Annotated in this window: 26 protein-coding genes; 25 read left to right on the forward strand and 1 reads right to left on the reverse strand. The window is 53.3% G+C overall.

Translation table 11 applies throughout. The features are described 5' to 3' along the window. Window positions 1-21 precede the first annotated feature (21 nt). The 21 genes from dcm (at window position 22) to Q4T40_03360 (ending at window position 12,443) form a co-directional block, all read left to right on the forward strand. Window positions 22-1,215 carry a DNA (cytosine-5-)-methyltransferase gene (gene dcm / locus Q4T40_03260; GenBank protein ID MDT8900256.1) on the forward strand — a complete coding sequence of 398 codons (1,194 nt, stop codon included), beginning with the start codon at window positions 22-24 and terminating at the stop codon, window positions 1,213-1,215. A gap of 4 nt (window positions 1,216-1,219) precedes the next feature. Then, window positions 1,220-1,558 carry a hypothetical protein gene (locus Q4T40_03265; GenBank protein MDT8900257.1) on the forward strand — a complete coding sequence of 113 codons (339 nt, stop codon included), beginning with the start codon at window positions 1,220-1,222 and terminating at the stop codon, window positions 1,556-1,558. Between the two features lie 87 nt (window positions 1,559-1,645). Beyond that, window positions 1,646-1,957, forward strand: a complete 312-nt coding sequence (locus Q4T40_03270; protein ID MDT8900258.1) for a hypothetical protein — start codon at window positions 1,646-1,648, stop codon at window positions 1,955-1,957. A gap of 146 nt (window positions 1,958-2,103) precedes the next feature. Further along, on the forward strand, window positions 2,104-2,301 hold the full coding sequence (locus Q4T40_03275; GenBank protein ID MDT8900259.1) for a hypothetical protein: 198 nt from the start codon (window positions 2,104-2,106) through the stop codon (window positions 2,299-2,301). Further along, the gene (locus Q4T40_03280) at window positions 2,298-3,116 is read left to right on the forward strand and encodes a hypothetical protein (GenBank protein MDT8900260.1); all 819 of its coding nucleotides are present in this window, start codon (window positions 2,298-2,300) and stop codon (window positions 3,114-3,116) included. Before Q4T40_03275 ends, Q4T40_03280 begins: the two co-directional genes overlap by 4 nt. Next, entirely contained in the window at window positions 3,106-3,324 is a 219-nt protein-coding gene (locus Q4T40_03285; GenBank protein ID MDT8900261.1) for a DUF4314 domain-containing protein, read from the forward strand. The genes Q4T40_03280 and Q4T40_03285 overlap by 11 nt, the downstream gene beginning before the upstream one ends. A gap of 117 nt (window positions 3,325-3,441) precedes the next feature. Further along, window positions 3,442-3,915, forward strand: coding sequence for a phage terminase small subunit P27 family (locus tag Q4T40_03290; protein MDT8900262.1), 474 nt, complete (start codon window positions 3,442-3,444; stop codon window positions 3,913-3,915). Further along, window positions 3,915-5,504 carry a terminase large subunit gene (locus tag Q4T40_03295; GenBank protein MDT8900263.1) on the forward strand — a complete coding sequence of 530 codons (1,590 nt, stop codon included), beginning with the start codon at window positions 3,915-3,917 and terminating at the stop codon, window positions 5,502-5,504. The genes Q4T40_03290 and Q4T40_03295 overlap by 1 nt, the downstream gene beginning before the upstream one ends. 75 nt (window positions 5,505-5,579) lie before the next feature. Then, window positions 5,580-5,840, forward strand: a complete 261-nt coding sequence (locus Q4T40_03300; GenBank protein ID MDT8900264.1) for a type II toxin-antitoxin system Phd/YefM family antitoxin — start codon at window positions 5,580-5,582, stop codon at window positions 5,838-5,840. Further along, window positions 5,833-6,141, forward strand: a complete 309-nt coding sequence (locus Q4T40_03305; protein ID MDT8900265.1) for a type II toxin-antitoxin system RelE/ParE family toxin — start codon at window positions 5,833-5,835, stop codon at window positions 6,139-6,141. Before Q4T40_03300 ends, Q4T40_03305 begins: the two co-directional genes overlap by 8 nt. Before the next feature lie 70 nt (window positions 6,142-6,211). Continuing rightward, window positions 6,212-7,450: a phage portal protein gene (locus Q4T40_03310; protein MDT8900266.1), complete on the forward strand. Its 1,239-nt coding sequence runs from the start codon at window positions 6,212-6,214 to the stop codon at window positions 7,448-7,450. Continuing rightward, window positions 7,447-8,139: a Clp protease ClpP gene (locus Q4T40_03315; GenBank protein MDT8900267.1), complete on the forward strand. Its 693-nt coding sequence runs from the start codon at window positions 7,447-7,449 to the stop codon at window positions 8,137-8,139. Before Q4T40_03310 ends, Q4T40_03315 begins: the two co-directional genes overlap by 4 nt. A 20-nt stretch (window positions 8,140-8,159) precedes the next feature. Further along, complete coding sequence (locus Q4T40_03320; GenBank protein ID MDT8900268.1) at window positions 8,160-9,356, forward strand: phage major capsid protein; 1,197 nt, start codon at window positions 8,160-8,162, stop codon at window positions 9,354-9,356. Between the two features lie 14 nt (window positions 9,357-9,370). Further along, a complete protein-coding gene (locus Q4T40_03325; protein ID MDT8900269.1) occupies window positions 9,371-9,595 on the forward strand; it encodes a Head fiber protein in 225 nt (74 codons plus the stop codon). Then, the gene (locus Q4T40_03330) at window positions 9,588-9,854 is read left to right on the forward strand and encodes a head-tail connector protein (GenBank protein ID MDT8900270.1); all 267 of its coding nucleotides are present in this window, start codon (window positions 9,588-9,590) and stop codon (window positions 9,852-9,854) included. The genes Q4T40_03325 and Q4T40_03330 overlap by 8 nt, the downstream gene beginning before the upstream one ends. An 8-nt stretch (window positions 9,855-9,862) precedes the next feature. Next, window positions 9,863-10,201, forward strand: a complete 339-nt coding sequence (locus Q4T40_03335; protein MDT8900271.1) for a phage head closure protein — start codon at window positions 9,863-9,865, stop codon at window positions 10,199-10,201. Continuing rightward, window positions 10,185-10,547: an HK97 gp10 family phage protein gene (locus Q4T40_03340; protein ID MDT8900272.1), complete on the forward strand. Its 363-nt coding sequence runs from the start codon at window positions 10,185-10,187 to the stop codon at window positions 10,545-10,547. The genes Q4T40_03335 and Q4T40_03340 overlap by 17 nt, the downstream gene beginning before the upstream one ends. Then, entirely contained in the window at window positions 10,544-10,936 is a 393-nt protein-coding gene (locus Q4T40_03345; GenBank protein MDT8900273.1) for a DUF3168 domain-containing protein, read from the forward strand. The genes Q4T40_03340 and Q4T40_03345 overlap by 4 nt, the downstream gene beginning before the upstream one ends. 6 nt (window positions 10,937-10,942) lie before the next feature. Further along, window positions 10,943-11,734 carry a phage tail tube protein gene (locus tag Q4T40_03350; GenBank protein MDT8900274.1) on the forward strand — a complete coding sequence of 264 codons (792 nt, stop codon included), beginning with the start codon at window positions 10,943-10,945 and terminating at the stop codon, window positions 11,732-11,734. 17 nt (window positions 11,735-11,751) lie between these two features. Beyond that, entirely contained in the window at window positions 11,752-12,111 is a 360-nt protein-coding gene (locus Q4T40_03355) for a hypothetical protein (GenBank protein ID MDT8900275.1), read from the forward strand. Next, window positions 12,108-12,443: a hypothetical protein gene (locus tag Q4T40_03360; GenBank protein ID MDT8900276.1), complete on the forward strand. Its 336-nt coding sequence runs from the start codon at window positions 12,108-12,110 to the stop codon at window positions 12,441-12,443. Before Q4T40_03355 ends, Q4T40_03360 begins: the two co-directional genes overlap by 4 nt. Before the next feature lie 71 nt (window positions 12,444-12,514). Here the strand turns inward: Q4T40_03360 and Q4T40_03365 are convergent, their stop codons facing one another. Next, on the reverse strand, window positions 12,515-14,083 hold the full coding sequence (locus tag Q4T40_03365; GenBank protein ID MDT8900277.1) for an IS1182 family transposase: 1,569 nt from the start codon (window positions 14,081-14,083) through the stop codon (window positions 12,515-12,517). A 160-nt stretch (window positions 14,084-14,243) separates the two neighbouring features. Between Q4T40_03365 and Q4T40_03370 the strand changes: the two genes are divergently transcribed. The 4 genes from Q4T40_03370 to Q4T40_03385 are packed head-to-tail and all read left to right on the forward strand — an operon-like array spanning window position 14,244 to window position 22,850. Continuing rightward, window positions 14,244-17,081, forward strand: coding sequence for a tape measure protein (locus Q4T40_03370; GenBank protein ID MDT8900278.1), 2,838 nt, complete (start codon window positions 14,244-14,246; stop codon window positions 17,079-17,081). Continuing rightward, window positions 17,078-17,440: a hypothetical protein gene (locus tag Q4T40_03375; protein ID MDT8900279.1), complete on the forward strand. Its 363-nt coding sequence runs from the start codon at window positions 17,078-17,080 to the stop codon at window positions 17,438-17,440. Before Q4T40_03370 ends, Q4T40_03375 begins: the two co-directional genes overlap by 4 nt. After that, window positions 17,440-21,843 carry a hypothetical protein gene (locus Q4T40_03380; GenBank protein MDT8900280.1) on the forward strand — a complete coding sequence of 1,468 codons (4,404 nt, stop codon included), beginning with the start codon at window positions 17,440-17,442 and terminating at the stop codon, window positions 21,841-21,843. The genes Q4T40_03375 and Q4T40_03380 overlap by 1 nt, the downstream gene beginning before the upstream one ends. Then, window positions 21,840-22,850 (forward strand): hypothetical protein, encoded by a 1,011-nt coding sequence (locus Q4T40_03385; GenBank protein ID MDT8900281.1) that lies wholly within the window; start codon window positions 21,840-21,842, stop codon window positions 22,848-22,850. Before Q4T40_03380 ends, Q4T40_03385 begins: the two co-directional genes overlap by 4 nt. The last annotated feature ends 11 nt before the right edge of the window (window positions 22,851-22,861 follow it).

Raw genomic sequence — 22,861 nt, forward strand, 5'->3', positions numbered from 1 at the left:
TTTTGAAAGGGGCGGACAATCATGGCTGATGCAAGGCAGCTTACTTTTATCGATTTCTTTTCCGGCATCGGCGGTTTTCGCCGGGGCTTGGAACTGGCCGGCATGAAGTGTGTCGGATTTAGCGAAAACGACAAATTTGCGGTGCGGTCTTACCGCGCTATGTATAATACGGAAGGAGAATGGTATGGAGGTGACATCACGAAACTCCGAGCAGATGATATTCCTCAAGCAGATATATGGACTGCGGGAAGTCCTTGTCAAAACCTCTCTGTTGCAGGAGGAAGAAGCGGGCTTCACGGTGACCGAAGCGGACTGTTTTTTGACTTCGTTGACCTCCTCAAAAGCAAAGCGGAAGAAGATAAACCCGAATGGGTTATCCTCGAAAATGTTAAAGGCCTTTTATCTAGCAATGCCGGATGGGATTTCCTCGAATATCTCTGTGAGCTGGCCAAAGCTGGGTACGATGTCCAGTGGCAGATTTTCAATTCCAAAGATTACGGAGTCCCCCAAAACCGGGAGCGGGTGTATACTGTCGGACATCTTGGAAGCCGCGGTCGACGAGAAATACTACCTTTCGGACGAGAGAGCGGCAGCGGTCTTAGGCAAATTATCGGCGGGATGCAAGGCTACCGGGTGTATGACCCAGCTGGAATAAGCGTGGCTTTGGCCAGCCAGGCGGGCGGTGCCGGGGCAAAAACCGGCCTGTATTTTGTAAACCGGCCGACGATTGGCCGGTATAAAGCAAGCGATTGCTGCCAAACGCTGAAGGCGAGGGACTATAAAGCGCCGGTCATGGCTATTCAGAAGACCCATGGCGCTACCACCACCATCAAGCAGGAGGAAACCGGGAGCCTGCAAGCCGCGCGGCTTGATAAAATTCCCTGCGTGATGCCGGTTCTGACGCCGGACCGGAAAGAAAAAAGGCAGAACGGCAGGCGGCTTAAAGACCCGGATGAGCCGATGTTCACTCTCACGGGGCAGGACAGACACGGCGTAGCCGCCCTGGAACACGCCCGTTTTCGGATACGGCGGCTAACTCCCAAGGAGTGCTGGCGCTTGCAGGGGTTTTCCGATGAACTGTTTGAGAAAGCCAAGGCGGTAAACTCCGATTCGCAGCTTTACAAGCAGGCCGGCAATGCGGTCACTGTAAATGTGGCGTTTGAAGTTGCCTGCGCATTGCTAATTTCAACTTTGACGGAAGCTATGGAGGTGTGATTCTGTGGAACCGACCCGGAGAACTGATTTTGTCCTATTTATTCAAGATAAGTTCGAGGAAATTCAAAAGCTGTTTGCCAGAAAAAATGAAGGCTATGGCGCGAGCGGCGATCTTTTCTGGAATTTTCGCCAGACTGCCGAGCGGCTATACCCAGCAATGTATGCTCAGGACCCTTTCGCCGCCATGTTCCTGGTGGCCGAAACGCTAGTGGACAAGCACAACGTAGCGCTGGCCAAAGGCATTACGGTCAGCGAATGCGAAGAACGTCTGCTGGATCGGATTGTATATTCTCTGCTGCAGCTGAAAATGGTCTATGACCGCTCCGAGAGCCAGGAATCGTAAATGTGCGGGTATATTTGCCAAAAAGCTTGCTATTATCTGTGTTTAGAGTGATATATGGTGTAACGAAAAACACAGGAGGTGCTTAGCATGAAAGCGCATTTTGGCAGGAAAATACCCAACCTTGAAGCCCTAAAAGCCGCCACCCGGCAGGCCAAACAAGAAAAACATTCCGGTTCGGCCTACACGGTAGTCAGGGAGATTGAATTCAGCGACGAGGAATTCAAGAATTTTGCCGAGGACTTGCTGGAGGATCAGCCTTGGATCGGCGGAACAGACGGCGGGATGAACCAAGCCGGGGAAATCCGGTGCATTCGGGTGAGAAACGCCCAGACGGGCGAGCGGATTTTGGTGAACAGCGAAGGCTACGATTACCCAAGATACACAGCCATCGAGGAATAAAAAACAGAACCATTAGGAGCGGGCCGAAAGGCCTGTTTCTTTGTTGTTCCGATTTAGGAAAAAGCTGATTATATTTGCACATTCCGCTTGCTAATTCCTGTGTTTAGAGTGATATATAGACTACCAAAACACAGGGAGGGAAAACCATGAGAATTCAAAAAGGCGACCGGTTTAAAGCCACCTACTCAAAGCAAGGTTATGTAATTGTTGGAAAATGGGGCGGCAACCTGGTGCTTGCCCCGACTGCAAAGGACAATGACGAATGCCTGATCTACTCGGTTGGCGAAATTGAAGAATTGGTGAACACCTTAAAATGGATTCGGGAAGCGGGGTGTGAACAATGACTCGCAAAGAACTGGTGCAGGCGCTGGAAACAAAATGGGGAGTCAAAGCAAACTATCTTGGCGTGCCAAGCTGCGCGTATGAAATCCATTGCGAAGCGGGAAGCTTCCTAATCGACCGCCATGGCGTGGTCAAAGATATGGAGGGGCGCGAGTTTTCCGCCGAGAAGCTATTGAGCCAGCCAAAAGCAAAACCAACTGAAGAGCCAGCGCCAATCGAACCGAGTGAACTGCAGATTGGGGAATATGTGGTTGAATTGCCGCTGGAAGGCCATACGGCGGTGAGCCTGCTGAACTTGGTCAACATGCTCGCCAGCAAGCAGCACTTGCTTGTCAGCGCCTTTGGCCTGACGGAGCCACTGATCGACACAAATTTAGCTGAGGACTTGCATCACAAGCCGATGGAGGACATGGATTCCTTTAAAACGGCCTGGACTGATGTAGAGACACAGCGTTCCCTTGGCCTGGAAATGAATTTTGAAAAGCATACTCTGGCTATCAAGCTGTTAAAAGATAATCCGACACCGGACGAAATGGCGGCTTTTCTTGACCTGGCGGCTTGCATGAATGAGAATGCCAGAAAGCTTAAGTATTCTTCCTTCAAACCCGCCCAAGAGGACAACCCCAAATACGCCATGCGAACCTGGCTGCTTCGGCTGGGTATGAGCGGCGACGCTTTCAAAAAGACCAGAAAAGTCCTGCTGGCCCGTCTTTCCGGCAGCGCCGCCTTTCGCACACCGGCAGAGGAGGAAAAGCATAAGACCCGCTTGCTGGCCAGAAAACAAAACCCGTGCGAGGAGGATGGCGATGTTTATTAAAAGAGAAATAGTCGAGCGGCTGCGCAAGCAGTATCCCATTGGCACAAGGGTTGAGCTTGTGCGTATGAATGACGAGCAGGCGCCGCCCATTGGCACTCACGGAACGGTAAACGGCGTGGATGACCTTGGCAGCATTATGGTTTCCTGGGACAACGGCGGAAGCCTGAGCGTGGTTTACGGCGAGGATTTGTGCAGAAAGATAGACTGAAATAGCATATTAGGACGCGGCCCTTGCGGGGGCTGTTTCTTATACAACCATACACAAGGCTTCTTCGGAGGCCTTTTTTTCGTGCCATGAAAGCTGATGAGAGGAGGTGAGGGGCTTATGGCGCAGAGAGGAAGAAAACCAAAACCGACCGTTTTAAAGGAACTTGAAGGCAATCCGGGCAGACGGCCGCTGAACAAAAATGAACCCAAGCCTAATAAAAAAGCCCCGTGCTGCCCTTCTTGGCTTGAAGAGGAAGCAAAAAAAGAATGGAAACGCATGGGCAAGATTTTAGAGCAGATGGGGCTGCTGACGGAAATGGATATGGCGGCCTTCGCGGGATATTGCCAGGCGTATGCCCGCTGGAAGGAAGCCGAAGAATTCATCACCCAACATGGTACGATGATCCGAACCCCCAACGGCTATTTGCAACAAGTGCCACAGGTGTCCATCGCCCAGACAAACCTAAAAATCATGCTGAAATTCTGCGAACAGTTCGGCCTGACACCTTCGGCTCGGAGCAGAATTGCGGCGGGCGAAGGCTCTGTTGACCCTGCCGACGAAATGGAGCAACTGTTGGGAGGCGGTGAATGATGCCGTACCACTACACGCCTTCGCCCTTTATGCTTGCAACTTCCCATTATGAGAAGGCAAAGGCTGACCGGGCGGTAGCCTTCATTGAAAATCTCTGCCATACCAAAGGCAAGTGGGCGGGAAAAAAGTTTCTGCTATTGCCTTGGCAGGAGCAGATCGTCCGGGATCTTTTCGGCATTGTCGGCGAGAACGGCAAACGGCAGTTTCTTACTGCCTATATAGAAATACCGAAAAAACAGGGCAAGTCGGAACTCGCAGCCGCCATTGCCCTTTATCTTTTGTATGCCGACAACGAACCTAGCGCCGAAGTGTACGGAGCCGCTTGCGACAGGTCGCAGGCTTCCATTGTGTTCGACGTGGCCAAGCAGATGGTCCAGATGTCGTCGGCTTTGTTAAAACGGTCGAAGATTACAGCCGCCACTAAGCGTATTGTGAACTACTCCAATGCCGGGTTTTACCAAGTGCTTTCGGCGGAAACCGGGACCAAGCATGGTCTGAACGTGTCCGGTCTTGTTTTTGACGAAATTCACGCTCAGCCGGATCGCAGGCTGTATGACGTTCTGACCAAAGGCTCCGGCGATGCCCGCGAGCAGCCGCTGTTCTTTATCATCACCACCGCAGGCAATGACAAGAACAGCATCTGCTATGAATTGCACGCCAAAGCGCTGGACATCAAGGCAGGTCGCAGAAAAGACAACACTTTTTACCCTGTTGTATATGGACTGACTGAGCAGGACGATTGGAATGATGAAGACAACTGGTACAAGGCAAATCCGTCTCTCGGCCACACCATCACTATAGAGCGTGTCCGCGAAGCCTATAAAAACGCGCTGGAAAACCCCCCGGAAGAAAATGTGTTTAAACAGCTCCGATTAAATATCTGGACTTCGGCGACCGTGTGCTGGATTCCGGAGCATATCTACAGCCGGGGCGATCTTCCCCTCGACATGGATTCGCTCCATGGCAGAGAGTGCTACGGCGGGCTTGACCTTTCAAGCACCTCGGATATCACCGCGTTTGTCCTGGTGTTCCCGCCGCGCGCGGAGGGAGAGAAGTATGTCGTGCTTCCGTTTTTCTGGCTGCCGAAGGATACTTTGGATCTGCGGTGCCGCCGCGACCATGTGCTTTACGATGTGTGGGAATTGCAAGGCTATATTCAGACCACTGAAGGCAACGTCATTCACTACGGCTTTATTGAAAAGTTCATAGAGGAACTGGGCGAGAAATACCACATCAAAGAAATTGCCTATGACCGCTGGAACGCAACGCAGATGGTGCAAAACCTGGAGGATATGGGATTTACGGTTGTTCCCTTCGGACAGGGGTACAAGGATATGTCTCCGCCGTCCAAGGAACTCTATAAGCTGCTAATGGAGGGCAGCATCAATCACGGCGGAAACCCTGTTCTCAAGTGGATGGCGCAGAACGTGGTCATGCGCCAGGACCCTGCCGGAAATATCAAGCCGGACAAGGAAAAGTCTGTAGAAAAGATCGACGGAATTGTCGCCGCCATTATGGCGCTTGATCGCTCGATACGAAATAAAGGCGAGACAAGCGTTTACGACGGGAGAGGGATTTTATTTGTGTAGTTTTCAAATGAATGGAATCGTTGATTGCGGGGTATAATTGTGGTACAATTAAGCCATAAAAGGAGGTTGGTAATTATGCCGCAAATCATTCCGATCCGGGATTTGAAAAATACCAGTGAGATTTCTCAACGGTGCCATGCATCCAATGAGCCTATTTTTGTTACGAAGAACGGTTATGGAGATATGGTAATCATGAGCATGAAAATGTACGAAGAGAAGATGTCTATGCTCGATGTCTATAGTAAGCTTGCTGAAGCTGAAAAACAGCTGGCGGAAGGAAAAGTGCTTGACGGCGACGCTTCGTTAAAAAGCCTAAGAGAAAAATATAATGTATAAGCTGGTCATCACGGAACTTGCGCATCAGGACTTGGACAGTATCGTTTCGTACATCGCCGTACAACTGTCCAATCCCAAAGCAGCCGGAGATTTTATTGACGAAGTGACCGTTTGTTATGGCTTTCTAAAAAGCAACCCGATGATGTACGAACGATGCCAAGATAGGCGGTTGGGAGAAGAAGGATACCGGAAAGCGGTAATCAAGAATTACGTGCTTGTGTACAAAATCAATGAAGCGTCTAAAATTGTCAGCATTATGCGCTTTTTCTATGGCGCGCAGGATTATACAAAGTTAATATGATTTGCTATACGCTTTAAGGCATCTGTTACGGACAGGTGCTTTTTTCATGCCCGTTTTCAGGAGGTGACTCATGAAAATCCCTTTTATATCAAGATTTTTTCAAACAAGAGCCAGTCCGAAAAACAGCTTCTGGGGAAGCGCCTACAGCTTTTTCTTCGGCGCAAGCTCCAGCGGCAAGACGGTAAATGAGCGGACCGCGCTGCAAACCACAGCAGTCTATGCCTGCGTTAGAATTCTGGCGGAAACCATCGCATCTTTGCCTTTTCACACCTACAGATATACGTTAAACGGCAAAGAAAAAGCCATAGAGCATTCAATATACTACCTGCTCCACAGCGAGCCAAACCCGGAGATGACCTCATTCGTGTTTCGCGAAACACTGATGGGTCATCTTTTATTATGGGGCAACGCTTATGCCCAAATTATCCGCGATGGCAGGGGCAGAGTACTTGGCTTGTATCCTCTGCTCCCGAACAAAATGCTGGTCAACCGGACCGATCAGGGAATCCTGTACTACCAGTACGAAAAAGACGGTCAGACATATTTTCTTAGAAATTATGAAGTCCTGCACATTCCAGGTCTGGGTTTTGACGGCCTGATCGGCTATTCGCCGATTGCAATGGCCAAAAACGCCATCGGTATGGCCATTGCCACCGAAGAGTACGGCGCTAAGTTTTTTGCCAACGGGGCAAGTCCCGGCGGAGTCCTGGAGCATCCTGGCGTGGTCAAAGACCCGGCACGCATCCGGGAAAGCTGGAACGCCGTTTACCAGGGCAGCGACAACGCTCATCGGGTAGCCGTGCTGGAGGAAGGCATGAAGTTTCAAAGCATAGGCATACCTCCGGAGCAGGCGCAGTTTTTGGAGACGCGCAAATTTCAAATCAACGAGATAGCCCGCATTTTTCGTATACCACCCCACATGATAGGAGATTTAGAGAAATCCAGCTTCTCCAATATCGAGCAGCAGTCGTTGGAGTTTGTCATGTACACCCTGGACCCGTGGGTGGTGCGCTGGGAGCAAGCCATCCAGCGGGCTTTGTTCAGCGAAAGCGAGAAACGGCAATACTTCGCAAAGTTCAATGTGGATGGGCTGCTCCGGGGCGACTATCAGAGCCGGATGAACGGCTACGCTGTTGGCAGGCAAAATGGCTGGTTGTCTTCTAACGATATCCGTGAACTGGAAAATCTAAACCGGATACCGGAAGAGCTTGGCGGCGACTTGTATCTTATCAACGGCAACATGGCCAAGCTGGCTGACGCAGGGGTCTTCGCCAAAAATAACGCAAAGGGAATGGAGGGAAGCAAATGAGAAAGTTTTGGAACTGGGTAAAAAACGAGGATGGACGAACCTTGTATTTTGACGGCTATATTGCCCAGGACAGCTGGTTTGACGATGACATCACTCCGAAAAAATTCAAGGCTGAGCTTACAGCTTCCACTGGCGACATCTCGGTTTGGCTCAATTCTCCGGGCGGCGATGTCTTTGCGGCCAGCCAGATCTACACCATGCTCAAGGAGTATGATGGCAAGGTTACGGTCAAGATTGACGGAATCGCAGCCAGCGCCGCATCAGTGATTGCCATGGCCGGCGATGAAATTGTGATGTCGCCGGTGGCCATGATGATGATCCACAATCCGGCAACTGTAATCTTCGGTGAAGCATCGGATCTGCAAAGCGGCATCAAGATGCTGAGCGAGGTTAAGGAAAGCATCATCAACGCCTATGAACAGCGGACGGGCCAGCCCCGCAGCAAAATATCAAGCATGATGGACGCGGAAACCTGGTTCAGCGCGCAAAAGGCGGTGGAACTAGGCTTTGCCGATAAAATCCTCTACGCGCCTGAAACACAGGAGGCGGCAGAGGGTTTTATTTTTGATCGCTTAACCGTCACCAACGCTTTTTTGCGAAAGTTTCCCAGGGAAAAAGAGAAGCCGACGGATGTCTTGGCGGGGACACCTCATAAAGAACTGCTGACAAGACTTGAACTCTTGAAATAACAAAACGGGAGGAACTGGATATGAATAAAATACTGGAACTGCGCGAGAAGCGCGCCAAGCTTTGGGACAGCACCAAAGCTTTTTTAGATTCCCGGCGGAATGAAAACGGCCTGCTGTCGGCCGAAGATACGGCCACCTATGAAAAAATGGAAACTGATGTGGTGAACTTGGGCAAAGAAATCGACCGGCTGGAACGCCAAGCGGTTCTGGATCTCGAACTGTCTAAGCCGACCACAACCGCCATTACCAATAGGCCCAGCCAGCACCAGGAGGCTGAAAAAACAGGCCGGGCTTCGAGCGATTACAAAGCGGCCTTCTGGAAGGCGATGAAGAACAAAAACAGCTTTGATGTGCAAAATGCCCTGCAGGTTGGTACTGACAGCGAAGGCGGCTACCTGGTGCCCGATGAATTTGAGCGAACCCTCATTCAAGCTTTGCAGGAAGAAAATCTTTTTCGTCAGCTAGCCACGGTAATTAGCACCTCCTTCGGAGATAAAAAAATACCGGTGGTTGCATCCAAAGGCACTGCCTCGTGGGTTGAGGAAGAAGGGGTTATTCCTGAAGCTGACGATGCTTTCGGCCAGGTTTCTCTCGGCGCCCATAAACTGGCTACCATGATTAAGATTTCGGAAGAACTGCTAAACGACAGCGTGTTCAACCTGGACCAGTATATCGCCAAGGAATTTGCCCGGCGTATTGGGGACAAGGAAGAAGAAGCCTTCTTTATTGGCGATGGCAGCGGCAAACCAACCGGCATTTTCAATGCCACCGGCGGCGCCGGGGTAGGGGTTACGGCCGCCAGCGCGACGGCTATTACCTTCGATGAAATCATGGACTTACTCTACTCCTTAAAGTCGCCGTATCGGAAAAATGCCGTTTTTGTAACCAATGATGCCACAGTCAAGGCTATTCGAAAGCTAAAGGATGGTAACGGCCAGTATTTGTGGCAACCGTCCGTTACGGCAGGAGAACCAGACACACTTTTAAACAAGCCGGTAAAAACTTCCGCCTATGTACCATCTCTTGTCGCAGCCGCAAAAGTAATTGCTTTTGGCGACTTTAGCTACTACTGGGTAGCGGATCGTCAAGGGCGGGCGTTCCAGCGGCTTAATGAACTATTTGCCGCTACAGGGCAAGTCGGTTTTAAAGCCACCCAGCGTGTTGACGGCAAGCTGATTCTCGCAGAAGCCATTAAAGTGCTGCAAATGAAGGCGTAACGAGGTGACGTGATATGACAGTTAAAAACTATGCAGAGCAAGGCGGCGACAAATGGGTGGTGAACGGTACCCTCGAAATTACCACAGAGGGTGAAGTGCTCCTAGATGGGGTTCCACTAACGAGGGCCGTGAATCAAGCGGAAAGCTCGGCAACAACCATTGCCGAGCTGAAAGCGGACTTCAACGCGCTGCTAGCCAAGCTGAGAGCCGCCGGCCTAATGGATCAAAGCCATGGCTGAGCCGATAACACTGACGGAAGTAAAAGAATACCTGAGAATTGACAGCGAGGAGGAAGATACCCTTCTCGCTGGTCTCATATTGGCGGCGAAAGAGCACTGCGAGGCTTATCTGCAGGCTGCTTTGCCGAGCGAGGTACCCACCCCAGTCAAACAGGCCTTGCTCATTTTGACAGGGCATTTTTATGAACAGCGCGCGGGCGAGGATATTCCCAAGGTGGTGTATGTGTTGCTGTCGCCGTATCGCGCGCACCTTTGGTAGGTGATGGAATGAACCCAGGAGAACTGAACTGCCGCATTACGCTTCAGCGCGAAACCAAAGCGCCTGACGGGCAGGGCGGATACGCGACTGTTTATGTACTCCGCGCCAAGCTTTGGGCGAAAGTAGTGGCCGTAACCGCTAAAACAACAGATCAGTATGAACAAATGACGCCGGAGCTATTGCACCGCATCACCATCCGCTATCGCCGCGATGTGGCGGTTACGGACCGGATTCAATACGGCAGCAGGGTGTTTGAGCAAATTGGACCGCCCGTTGATGTGGAAGAAAAGCATGCCTATTTAAGGTTGGAATGCCGGGAGGTGGTGGCCGATGCGGCCGACGATTAGAGTGACAGGGATTGATCGATGCGTTTCCTTCGGCGATCTCATTTCCACCAATGTCAGTCAGGTCATTGAAAAGGAAACAGAGCTAGGTGCCAAAGCAGTGCGAAAGCGGGAACGGGAGATGGCTCCGGTCAAAAGCGGCCTGTTGCGCAAAAGTATCGTGAACCGCAAGGGAAAATACGGCGTCTCCCGCATGGTCAGGGCCAAAGCGCCGCATGCGCCGCTGCAGGAATACGGCACGAAACGGGGCGTGAAGGGCAAACATTTTGCCGAGCGGGCGCGCCGTGAGCTGCTGCCGGGCATTCAGGAGAAGCTCCGGACAGCGGTGCGAAATGAGGTGCGACGATGAAGCGTTCACCGGTGTCGCCGCTTAACAAGGCGCTGTATGAGCGGCTCAAAAACAAAGTGACTGCTCCGGTGTATGATTATGTCCCTAATGGCAAAAAAGCGCCCTATGTAGTGCTGACCGACACGACGGCGCAAAGCTGGAGCACTAAAACAGTCTCTGGCGCCGAGGTTATGGCCACCCTCAAGGTCTACAGCGAGTACCAGGGAGATAAGGAAGTGGCGGAGCTTTGCGACGGAGCCATTTCGGCGGTACAAAGTGAGCCATTTGTCTTTACTGAGGACTGGCAGGTGGTGCTTTCAAGCGTGGAGAGCCATTCGGTGGAACGCCTGGAAACGCACCGTGAAGCGATGGTAACCTTCAAGTTTACGATTATTGATTGCAAGGAGTGATGAAAAATGGCTTTAATTCCAAGCGATGGCGTGGATTTTCTGTTGAAAGTAAATACAGGAACAGCCGAAATACCGGTCTGGACAGTAATTGGCGGCCAGCGCGGAGCAACCTTGAGTTTGACCGCGGAGCAGATCGACGCCTCCAATAAACAGTCAGGAGCCTGGAAAACCAGCGTGCCCGGCATGATGTCCTGGAGCATTGACGCTGACGCGGTTATGCTTACCGACGCCTCGGGACTGAGCATCGATGCCGGCCGGGCCAAGCTGCTCACGGTGTTTGCCAACCGCGAACTGGTGCATGTGCGGTATGTCCGTAAGGACGGCTCGAAATTCCAAGGCTACGCGGCCATAACCGATTTAAGCGAAGAGTCCCCGCACGACGGTGTGGCGACGTATAAAATCACCTTGGCCGGAGCGGGCGCGCCGGAAGAGGTAAACGGCACCAAACAGGTGGAAACGGCTGAGGTTGCCGGCACGATTACGACGGCCGGCAATGCCACCTTCACGGTGACTGCCGCTGGAATGACCGGCTCGCCCAAAGCGATCAGCGTAGCAGTAGCGCTTAATGATTCGGCGGCTGTGGTCGCGCAAAAAGCCCGTGAAGCACTGGCGGCGGACAGCGCAGTAACTGCGAAATTCAGTGTGGGCGGCTACGGAACAAAGGTGGAACTGACGGCTCTGACCGCGGCGGCTAATGACAGCACTCTCAATATCGCTATTGCCAACGGGACGTGCGCCGGCTTGACGGCGGCTCCGGTTTCGACTAATACGACTCCAGGCGTCGCGCCTGCAGCATAAAAACGGAGGAATGATCGATGACAGGACCCGTATTTATTACGCTTGGCGGCAAGGAGCGCCGCCTTCGCTATGATATAAACGCCGCCGCCGAGATGGAAGAGATGATGGGAGGAAAATCCCTGCTCTATGTGATGAGCAACCCCATGGCTGCTGGATTTTCGGCGATCCGCATTTTATTGTGGGGCGGTCTCAAGCATGCGGATAAAGGGATCACTCTGCAGCGGGTGGGGCTGATGATGCAGGAATACATGGAAGCCGGCGGCAGCTTTGGGGAACTGGCCGGCAAGATCGGAGAAGCCATAAAAGCCTCAAAAATCATGGGCGAGAGCCTGGCCAGTGACGAAGCTAAAGAGGAGACGGATGAGGGAAACGAGTGACCACCGTAGCCCAGTGGATAGAAAGAGCCGCGCCGGTGGCTTACGGTCCTTTGGGATTAAAGCCGTGGGAATTTGGCCGCTTGACCTTCGGCGAGTTTTACGAGCTGGCGGAAGGCTATCATTGGCGAACCAAGCAGGAACAGATAATGGCAGCGGGTTTTGTGGCTTCCATCATTAATACCTGTACATCGCGCGACCTGAAGAAGACGGTTACGGTGGACATGCTTATTGGTCAGGAACCGAAAGAAAAGCAAGTAAAAACGAGAGATCAAGCTAGGAGAGTGTTTCGAAACCCCTGTATACTGTGGCCATTGAGTACCCATCATGGTTAAAAAGGCGGCCCGTCACCTCAATTTAGGGATATGCCGGAAAGAATAACGTTTGATTCTATCCCCTATGGCCCTTACTGACCCACCAGGACCGCTGGGAGCCCGACCGATGGGCAGACTTGGTCCCGGGTAAGTGTATAGAGCCGTTTGATATTCACCACTGCTGCGGTAAACGCGACCTGAAGGAGCGTTTTGGTTCTGCCTATATATCTGGCTTGACGCATTCCTTTGCGAATCAGGTGCGCCACTTTTCGCTCCACCTTGGCCCGCTTCACGTACAGCGTTCGGAATTCTTCTGTGGCCATCTCGGCCAGAATCTCCCGCCGCCGCTCTTCCTGCGAATGCAGCTCAATCGTCTTTCCCTTGCCGTGACGGGTGCACTGGTCCCGGAACTTACAACGGTTGCAGGTCGCTTTGGGGAAAACAAACACATCAATGCCGCCCTTGCGATGCCGGACCGTGGCCGTGATTTCTCCCGCCGGACACCAGCAGATTCCTTGCCCAAAATCGATGGTAAAGTCCTGTTTGCCAAACCGTTTCTTCGGGGCGTGAGCCCCTGGCAGCGGCGCCACCGGCGTTACTTGATGTTTAGCCATCTGATCGCGGGCTTCGAGTGTGCCGTACGCGGTATCCCCGAGCAGCTTGCCAGGCTTGACGAGGGTTCCCGCCAACAAGGGATCGACCGACTCGCCATCCGGCCGGTTTCCGGCAGTGATATCGATGCCGGTAATAAGTTCACTGGCTTCGTCCATGAGAATCTGGCTCTTATGGCCGTTGAACCTGCCGCTTGAGGTTTTGTGTCCGTGCCTCATGTCCGGGTCCGTTACCGAAAGAATGCGGTCAGGAGCCACGCCCTGTTTGAGATGGATACCGGTGTCATCGGTGACAATATCCTGCTCGGTGACATTACCCAGGAGTTCCATGGCCGTCTTTTCGTCCGCCGTCAATTCGGCCCCCTTGAGCGCATCCAAGATGGCGCGACCGTCGCCGACCAACTGGCGGAGGAGCTGGGTTCTGGCTTCAGCATCATCCCACCGGATCTTCTCCTTGCCGTTTTGGCTGTAATCCAAGGACAAAGAAAGGGCGTTCAACCGGTCCCGTGCCGTACCGCCGGCATGACTGCTTACGGCGAACATCTTCTGGATGGCCTTTTTAATTAAGGTGTAGGTGTCCTGGAGAGCGCCCGCTCCCAGCACCTGGGTGGAGTCAAGAATCTGCAGTCCCCGGTCCTTCAAGATCCCCGTTTCTTTGGCGAGGCGGACAAATCGTTCAAAAACCAGCTTCTGTTGCTTATTGAGCAGCAGCCGGGTACGAAACCGGCACAGGGCCGTATGGTCGAAGCCCGTTTCGTTCAGGCCCAGACCCAGCGCTTTTTTCCAGCGCAGGTCATAGCGGGCGCGCTGTTCCGCTTCCCGATCCGAAACGTTGTCATGATACATCAACAACAGCACTTTCGACAGCAGAGCCGGAGAAACCGAAGGCCGGCCAACGGCACTGTACAGGTCGGCAAAGTCTTCTTCCCGGATGAGGCGCTCGCCCCACCGGGCAAACAGTCCGTAAATGCTATCGGGATCGACCAGCGGACCATCCAGCCACGCTTCTAAATCCAATAAGCTGGTCTGTTTATCTTGGCTTCCTAACACGGCGTTCACCTCTACAGGTAAATTCGCCGTCAGGCCTTGATTTCCCTGGTTTCAAGGGAATCTCCGGTTTGATTTCAATGGGTTTTGCAACACACTCCTAGAGCAGAAATAAAAGATTTACTGTCGAAAGTGGGGTGAGACTATGGCCGGGAATGCAGCAATGACGATTTTTATCGGCGGAGATAACAGCGACTTCCTGAAAAAATGGGAGAGTACCAAGCGAGCTTTGCGCAAAGGACTTGGATCGGAAGCGATGGCGGCGTCAGAGGAAATTGCAACCGGCCTAGCCGCCGCTGCCGCAGCGCTCGCCGCTTTTGGCATTGCCAGCGTCAAGTTTTCCGGCGACATGGATGCCAGTCGCAAAGCCTTGACCACGTTGTTGGGAGATGCTAAGGCAGCGGAAAAAATGTTTTCGGATTTGGCAACCTTTGCTGCAGACACCCCGTTTGAACTACCGGGACTTCTCACTGCAACGAAAAAGCTCCTGGCTTTCGGTTTCGCAGGCCAGGACATCATTCCCATGCTGGCGGCAATCGGCGATGCGGCGGCTATGCTTGGCATCGGTCAGGAAGGCATTGACCGTCTGACCAACGCCATCGGGCAGATGCAGGCCAAAGGAAAAGTATCTGCTGAAGAAATGATGCAGCTGGCGGAAGCGGGGGTGCCGGCGTGGAAATTCCTGGCCGATGCCATAGGAAAGGATATTCCTACTGCCATGAAAATGGCCGAGCAAGGGACGATCGACAGCACGACCGCCATCAACGCTCTGCTGATGGGCATGCAGGCAAAGTTTGCCGGCGGTATGGAAGCGATGAGCAAAACTATCCCCGGACTTGCTTCGACCATCAAAGACAATGTCAAAATGGTGATGGTAGAGATCGGCGACAGCATATCTAAAAGCCTGAACATCCCAGAAAAAATGCAAGCGGTTGCTGATTGGCTGTCTCAGTTTGCCGCGGCGGTAAAAACACTTGGCCTTAAGGAAGCCCTGCAGGGTATGATACCGCCGGAAGCAATCGCGGCGGTTTTTGTTTTATCCGGGGCGCTTTTGGGCGCGGCCATTCCGGCGATGGTGGCCTTTGGCATTTCCGTATGGACGGCGCTGGCCCCTCTCTTGACATTCATCGCTATCGGGGCGGCAGTGGGGCTGTTGGCGTATGAGATATGGGTAAACTGGGAGCCGCTGTCCGAGATGTTCGGCACTCTTTGGAACACCATTACTGAAATATTTACGGATGCCTGGAACAAGATAAGCACCGGCATCACACAAGCGGCCAATACCATTGCGGAAACCTGGAACGCGGTGCTGAATTTTACCACTGATATCTGGAACAGTATAGTGGAAGCAATAGACAAAGCCTGGAACTGGATTACTGGCGCTGTCAGCGATTCTGTTGGCGCAATTGCCGATTTTGTCGGCAAGGGCTGGACTGCGGTGGGGGAAGTTACCGCCGGAATCTGGAACAGCATTGTGGACTATATCGACAGCGCCTGGGCAGGCATTAAAGAAGTCGTGGCCCAGGGGATTAACTGGATTGCGGATAAATTAAGCCCATTAAAAAACTTTTTCGCCCAGTTCATTCCAGACTCTGTAGGCGTTTGGTTTGACAAAATATCAGACAGCATAGGCAAAATCGGCGCGGCGGCAGGAAAGCTGAGTTTTGGCTTTACCCGCAAGGATATTTCTGCCCTGCTTCCTGAGATGACAAAGCCTAATACTAAATTCACAGGCCTGACTAACGCTGCTCCAGGAACCGCTTCTCCAACCACGGGCGGCGGAGCCGATAAGGAGTACGAAAAGCTGCAGAAAAAAGCGGAGCAGGCGAGCAAGGCGATTGAAAAGGAATGGCTACAGCTTACCGCAACCCAAATGGATGCTCTTGAGGCCTGGTTTGCCGATGAAATGGACACCTTGAACGAATCCAAGGAAGCCAATGAAAACTATGAGCGGGATGTTCTGCGGCTTAAAGAGATTTATGCCGACAAAAAGAAGAAAATTTTGCAGGACGAGCAAAAGGAAAACAACCGGATTGCCGACCAGGCGGCGGATTTAGCCAAAAGTCTGCGCGATAAACTTGGCGGTCTTGGCTTATCGGGTGTCGACAAACAGAAGTTTGATATAGAAACCGACGCGACGCGGCAAATTGATGACGTTCAGAAAAAATACAGGGAGCTTGCCCTGGAGTATTCCGCTGGCACAGCCGCCCAGCAGGAGCAGTTTCGCAAAGCCTGGGAAGCCAACGGAATACAGTTCACTATTACGGAAACAGGAATGGTGGATTTCAGCCGCCAGGCAGCTGCTGAACAGGTCGCCATTGAGGCGGAGAAAAACCAGAAAATCAAAGACCTGCACTATGAACGCGTCAAATTCCAGGAGGGATTGGACCGGGCGCGCGAAGACGGCGATCTGGCCCGTTTTCAGGAACTCTTGGGTAAAGAAGAAGCCCTGCAGGAGCGGGACTTGTCCGGGCGGCAGCAGATGATCGATTCCTATTATAAAATCTGGCAGGAAGCGCACCGGACCTCCATGTCGTATATGGCGGAGCTTACTGACGGCTTGTACAGTGGCTTTTCGACTTTCTTTTCCGATGTCCTCTCCGGCACAAAGTCAATCGGCGACGCTTTTCAAGATTTGGGCAAAAGCGTGCTGAAAATGATCAACGACATGATTGCCAAGTGGCTTGCCTCCAGAATTATGATGGGGCTGCTTGGTAGTGACTTTGGGAGTAGCTTTCCCACCTTTGCGGCTGGCGGCAATTACCCCGGAGGCTATGCGCTTGTGGGTGAAAAAGGGCCGGAGCTTATCAACTTCAACCGCGGCGGCTATGTCTACAACGCGCAGGACACCAAGCGGCTTTTGCAAAGCGGCGATACCTATCATCAAATCAGCGTGCCGGTGAGTGTTGCCGGTGAAGAAAATCCGAAGCTTGCCGGACGGCTTCGCTCTGAAATCACCGAACTGGTGCAGCGCATCATCTATGAGGAGGCGAGGGCATGATTATCGGTGGCATCACCTTGCCGGAGCAGTATACGCCGCTAGACTGCACTAAACCGAGAGCGACGAGAACGACCGCCGTGGTTAGCACCTACGGCGGCGTTGCTGTTTTTGACTGGGGCAGCATCCTTGCCGGCAAAGAAATCAAGCTGACCTGGAAGTCTATGACGGTAGCCCTGTTTGAAACGCTGGACGCTTTGTACCAGGCGGGGAATGCGATAGTGTGGGACAGCAGCATAGGCGGCAGAGTCTACCATGTGAAAATCACCGTCTTCGACGGTTCGCTGCTCTTTGACAAGAACAACGAATACATGCTGAATGTCGCCATGACCCTGATTATCTTAGACGAGGTGGTGACGTAATGGCCAATGTGTTAAGCGCTGCGCTGCTCGCCGCCCAGGATAACGCAAACCGTTATCCCCTTGTGGAGATCAAAGCGGGGCAGTTTGCCGAAGATCTGCCGCTGGCCGGCCAGCGTCTGAACACAGAGACGCTGGATCAGACCGGCGCCGCGAGCCTCCTTCATTCCAGCGGCCGGCTGGTCGCTGCCTATACGCAGGATGAATTTGACAATATTAATTATCCGGCAAGGTCGGTCAAGCTGGTCTATACCGATCCTCAGCGGGTGGAGTTCCGCTATGCGGACTTGTTTTCAACGACCGGAAGCGGGAAGTTCTGCGATCTGTCACTGACGGAGATGGCGGACGGCAACTTGGCTCTGGTCTATGTATTACTGGACAGCAGTGGAAAGTATAACCTGAAGGCCGCTGCTTTTGCTTATGACGGTTCTGGCGTTACTCAGTATAGCATCAAGGCGGCGCAGACGCTGCCCATTTATTCGCCGTCCATTTGCAGGGCGGGAGCAGGCTACCTAGTGACTTACATCCAGGATATCGCCATATCGGCGACGCGAAGCGGGGCCTATACCGGAACAAATGACAGCACAATTTATATTGAGGTTACAGCGGACGGCACGCAAACAACGGCGAAATTCAAATGGAAAAAAGGCGAGGGTTCCTGGTCAAGCGAGATTACCATGACCGGGACAGCCCAGGCCATCACGGAAGGAACGAGCATCACCTTTGCCGCTGGCACCTATTGGACGGGGCAGAAGTTCTGGTATACGGTGGCGGCGGCCAGATTTGCTGTCGGCACAATCACTGTGGAAGGAATGCCGCTGGACGGCGATACTGTTGTGATTGGCGACAAGACCTATACCTGGCGCACGACGCTATCCACGCCGGCTGTTGCCAACGAGGTCAAAATCGACACGCTGGGCCGCGAGATCTGCGCCGAGAACCTACGGTGCGCCGTTACGGCGGGAACCTATGAAGGAACAGGCGAAGGGGTGCGCTACGGCACCGGAACCGTTGCCAGCACCAAGGCGAGCGCGGCCAGAAATGACAGAACACTCACGCTCACGGCACTGACAGCGGGAACGGCAGGAAACATCCTGACCTTGACCGTTGACGGAACGCGGCTGAAGAAGACCGCTTTCAGCGGCGGAGCGGCTTCAGTGGTGGGGACGCTGTACTGGACACCCGGGAGCAAGCTTTATAAGACAACGACTCCCGCACTAAGCGGCAGCTGGAGCACGGCTGCGGAGCCTGCGATATCCGGCGTTCTGGCGAGCCGGAAGAAGCTCGACACCTGCCTGTTTCGGCAGGCGGACGGGACCATTTGGCTGTTCTTCACCTACATGAGCGCCGGGGATACGGACGCAACGGCCGTCTATAACCTTTATTACAGTAAAAGCAGCGATGACGGGGCAACCTGGAGTGCTGCGGTCAGTCTGACCAGCTTTAACGCTCCCTCGGAAATCGCAAGACGGCCGGCCGCGGTGCAAAAACTAGCGACGGAAATCGTGCTGGCATATGATTCCGTCAGAACCTCGCTCACCATGGACAAATCCAGTCCCTACTGGACGGATGAGAGCAGCCAGGCCATAAAATACCTGTATTTTAATCCCTCTACGCGCAAGCTGTATGCCGTGTACGGCAATACCTCCACAGGCACCAAATACATCTATGGCATCGTGCGAATCGACGTGGATACTTGGGCGATTGACCGTTTCTGGAACGGGAATACTGTGCCGGCCATCCCGCAGTTTTTCCGGGAAAATCATGTTTTCTATTGTCATGGCAGCGGCACTGTTTTGGCTATGCTGGCGCAGGATGCGCAGATTCTGGTGCTGGATGATTCCGCCAACAGCATGCGAATACTGTCGCTGGAGGACAACAGCAGCTATGGCCTTACGCAAAATGTGGCCAATGTTCCTTGGAGCAGCACTTATCATTGGGAATGTCTGGCCGGGGTCCAGGTTGATTCGGATACGAATACACTGTACTTCGGCTTTATGAAAACGGGCAACAGCTGCACAGCCCAAATACTGACGCTCGATTATACGCAGGCTGCTCCGTCATGCACTGTCTTTACGACTTTTACGACCGACATTTTCAGCGCAACTATTCCGGATACTATCGATACTATGGCAGACAGCATGGTGCTCGATAAGGCAAACGGGTATCTGATCTATTGCACAAAAGGAATTGCCGGCGGTCTTTCGTGGGGTGGCAGCATCCGGGTTTTTCTGCTGAACGGCGGGGGCTTGTACCGACACTACTACTATCAGGACAGCATGACCAATTTCCCGTATTTCGGGGCAGTCAATCCGGTAATTGTCGGTGGCAAGCTTTATGCTGGGCAGTGGCTCTATACAACAAGTTACGGACAGTCAAACTACTGGGGTGTCGTATCGGTCGACCTGGCGATCGGAGCGGTAAAGTGGTATCTGCCGTCCGGGATTATCGCAGGCGGTCCGCAGGATGCCCAGTTTAGGAGTCTTACGGCGACCCAAACGGGGAATATTGTAGTGTCTTGTAAGGCTGGCGTGGCCTTGCTGGACACGCAAACCGAAACGTGGAGCTTGATCAACAACACGACTACGCCGGGAGTATTTCCTACAGGCATCAGTGAATTCAGCGGTTCAAGCGTTGCCTATGATGCCGGCAATGAATTGATATTTATGGGCGTAACCAATCCATCAAATCAGTTTGCGGGTGTAGTTGCTTTTCCGGCGGCCGGGAAAATTGAGCAAACCCAGTATTTTGACGCGCTGTATTCCGGTGGGGTGTGGAATTTTGGAACGGCGGCTCCACTGGTAAAGGGCAGTCGTGACTATTCCGCCGCTCTTGCGGTAGATCCAGCTACCAGCGGTCTATATGCCTTTTGGACCCGCTGGAACAGCAGCTCAGGAGAACAGCTATATTGGGACAAGGAAGCCGGAATGCTTGACTTGTCCGTCGGGCTGGTGCGGGGTCAGGCGATTGAGCAGACAAGGAGCATGGACGGGCAACCGGGCAAACTGACTTTCGCGCTGGACAAAGGCCACTTGTACGATCCCCACAATCAGGCTTCCTTATTGTCGCGTTATCTGAAGAAGGGGAAGAAAATCACCCTGCGTTGGGGCGAGAAAATCGGTGGCGTGGATTACTGGCAGGAAGGGACCAGCGTGTATGTGCTGACAGGAGTTAAGCTGTCGTATAAGCGCGGGAGCTACCCGGTCATCTCCGTTGAGTGTGAAGACAGGAGAACGCTGTGGGAAAACTTAGGCATTGTCGCTAGTGTGTATTACAGCGGGATTACGCCTGATGCGGCCTTGAGCGATCTTTTGCAGAGCTATGCGGGGATTGCTCAGACAGAAATGGATCTAAGCGCCATGAGCAGTGAAGAAGTATTGTACTACCAATGGCTGGATACGACCATCAAAGCGGCGGTGGAGAGCATCACCAACCGCTATGGCTACTTTATGGATGTTTCGCTGGCGGACGATACCGTCCGAGCGCGGCGCATTGCCAAGAATAACCCCATCGATCATGTCTACGGTTCAGTAGCCAATCTGCTGGAGTTTTCGCCTGATGACAGCTACAGCAACCTGACGAATCGGGTTACCGTCACCGGTGAGGGACGCACTTCCCTTGATGTGGAAACGGCTGAGGAAAGCATCGGCAGTGAATCCGGGACGCTTGGCTTTTTCCAGCATAAGCAGGTTCACCGGATTTACTACAGCGACGACCATCAAAAGAGAGCGGTGCGGCCGAGACTTGAGATCACACAGAATGTGTCGTCCATCGGTTTTAAGATGGGTGGTCAGATGAGGCAGTGGATATCGGCGGTTGACCCAGAAGGGCATTGGGTGGAGGTAACCTCGGAGGGGCCGAACCTGATGCCGGTGCTGATAGCGGCTATCGCCTTATTTGTGCTGGGCAAAAGCCAGCCGCCCGCTGTGGGTACGATCAGTGAACCGGCGGAAAGCAAGCGGGGGAGCTGGATGAAGGATGCCGGACTCTATATCGCTCTCCAGTGCTTGGCGGCTGTCGGAAACTATGCTTTTACCATACATGCCTGCCCGATAGGCGAGACCTACCAGACCTTCGAAGCGTCCGCCAACGACACGGAACTGCAGAATGACCTGCGGGGAACGGTCATTGAAACCCGTATCGATGATCCGCTGGTTTATGACGCCAGCCAAGCGCAGCAGGTGGCACAGCGGGAACTGTGGATTCTGCAGGCGCAGCGCCGGCGGGTAAAATTCTCTAAAACAGCCCATCTGCAGGATGACGCCGGGGACACCTTGCAGGTTCCTCATCCGTATACCGTCGCGCCGCTCAAACTGTTTGTGACCAATCTGACCAGGAGGATGGCCATTCCCGGCGGCAGCGGAAGCGGCGAATATACGGACAGCATCGAGGGGTGGGTGCTATGAGGACCTATGGCAAGCGTTTGATTCGTGGGGCTGCGGACAAAGCGACAAAACAGGCTGCGGAAAGCCGGGATGCGGTGCTGTGGGACATCCTGCTTACAGAGCAGGTTTGCCGCTGCAAGATCCAAGGCTCGAGTGAACTGATTATTGCCCGCTTTCCGCAGAACTGGGCGACTGTGCCGGAGTGGGCGAAGCCAGGACAGGCGGTGCGGATCGCCCATCGCGGCGGCATCCGGGGCTACATTGAAGTGGTGGGTTTCGGCAGGGCCATACCGACGCCGGTTAGCGGCAGCGCGACACCGACACCGAGTACGCCGGACAATGCCATCTTGGAGGGCTGCTTGATAAAGGCAATTCCCCAGAATCCTGGGATGAGCGTTTATATTACTACAGGACGGGCGAGGTTTAATGGTGTGGAATACACGGTTCCGGCGGTAGCTATGGCGGCTGGCAGCGCTTTAAAAATGAACATGGGCATCGCTATGGGCGAAGCGGCTGGGGTGTTCAGTATTTCAGCGCCGAGCGCGGGGCAGTTCCGCTACGACCTGTTCAGCCTTTCTCCTTCACTGGTTGTCACCAAGACTGCCGGAGCGGCGTTCACTACAGTCGAAAGCAAGCCGGCGCTTCCCAGTGGCCATTTGCCGATAGGCTATTTGCTTGTGCGAGGGGGACAGACAGTCATTGCAGCCGCCGATATCGGCCAGATTTGGTCAGTGCCGGTGCCGGCATCTATTGCCACAACCGCAACCGACAACGGTATTGCCTGGAGCATCGTGGCCAGCGTGAAAGACCAGTACGGCAATGCCATTACCACTTCCTTGGGCTGGAACCTGGCAGCCGCCATCGCCAGCGGTGACGGCAGCATAACGCCGGCCAGCGGCAATACGGGAAGCGGCAGCAGTTTAACCTTCACCTATACCGAAGGCACTGCCGGGACGCTGGTCATCATCGAGATTACTCTTACCCAGGGCGAGTACTATGCCTATGGGCAGGCACTCATCAAACTGTAAGGAGGAGATGA

This window comes from Selenomonadales bacterium 4137-cl (genome assembly GCA_032334055.1).
Lineage (GTDB): Bacteria > Bacillota > Negativicutes > Sporomusales > UBA7701 > Anaeroselena > Anaeroselena agilis.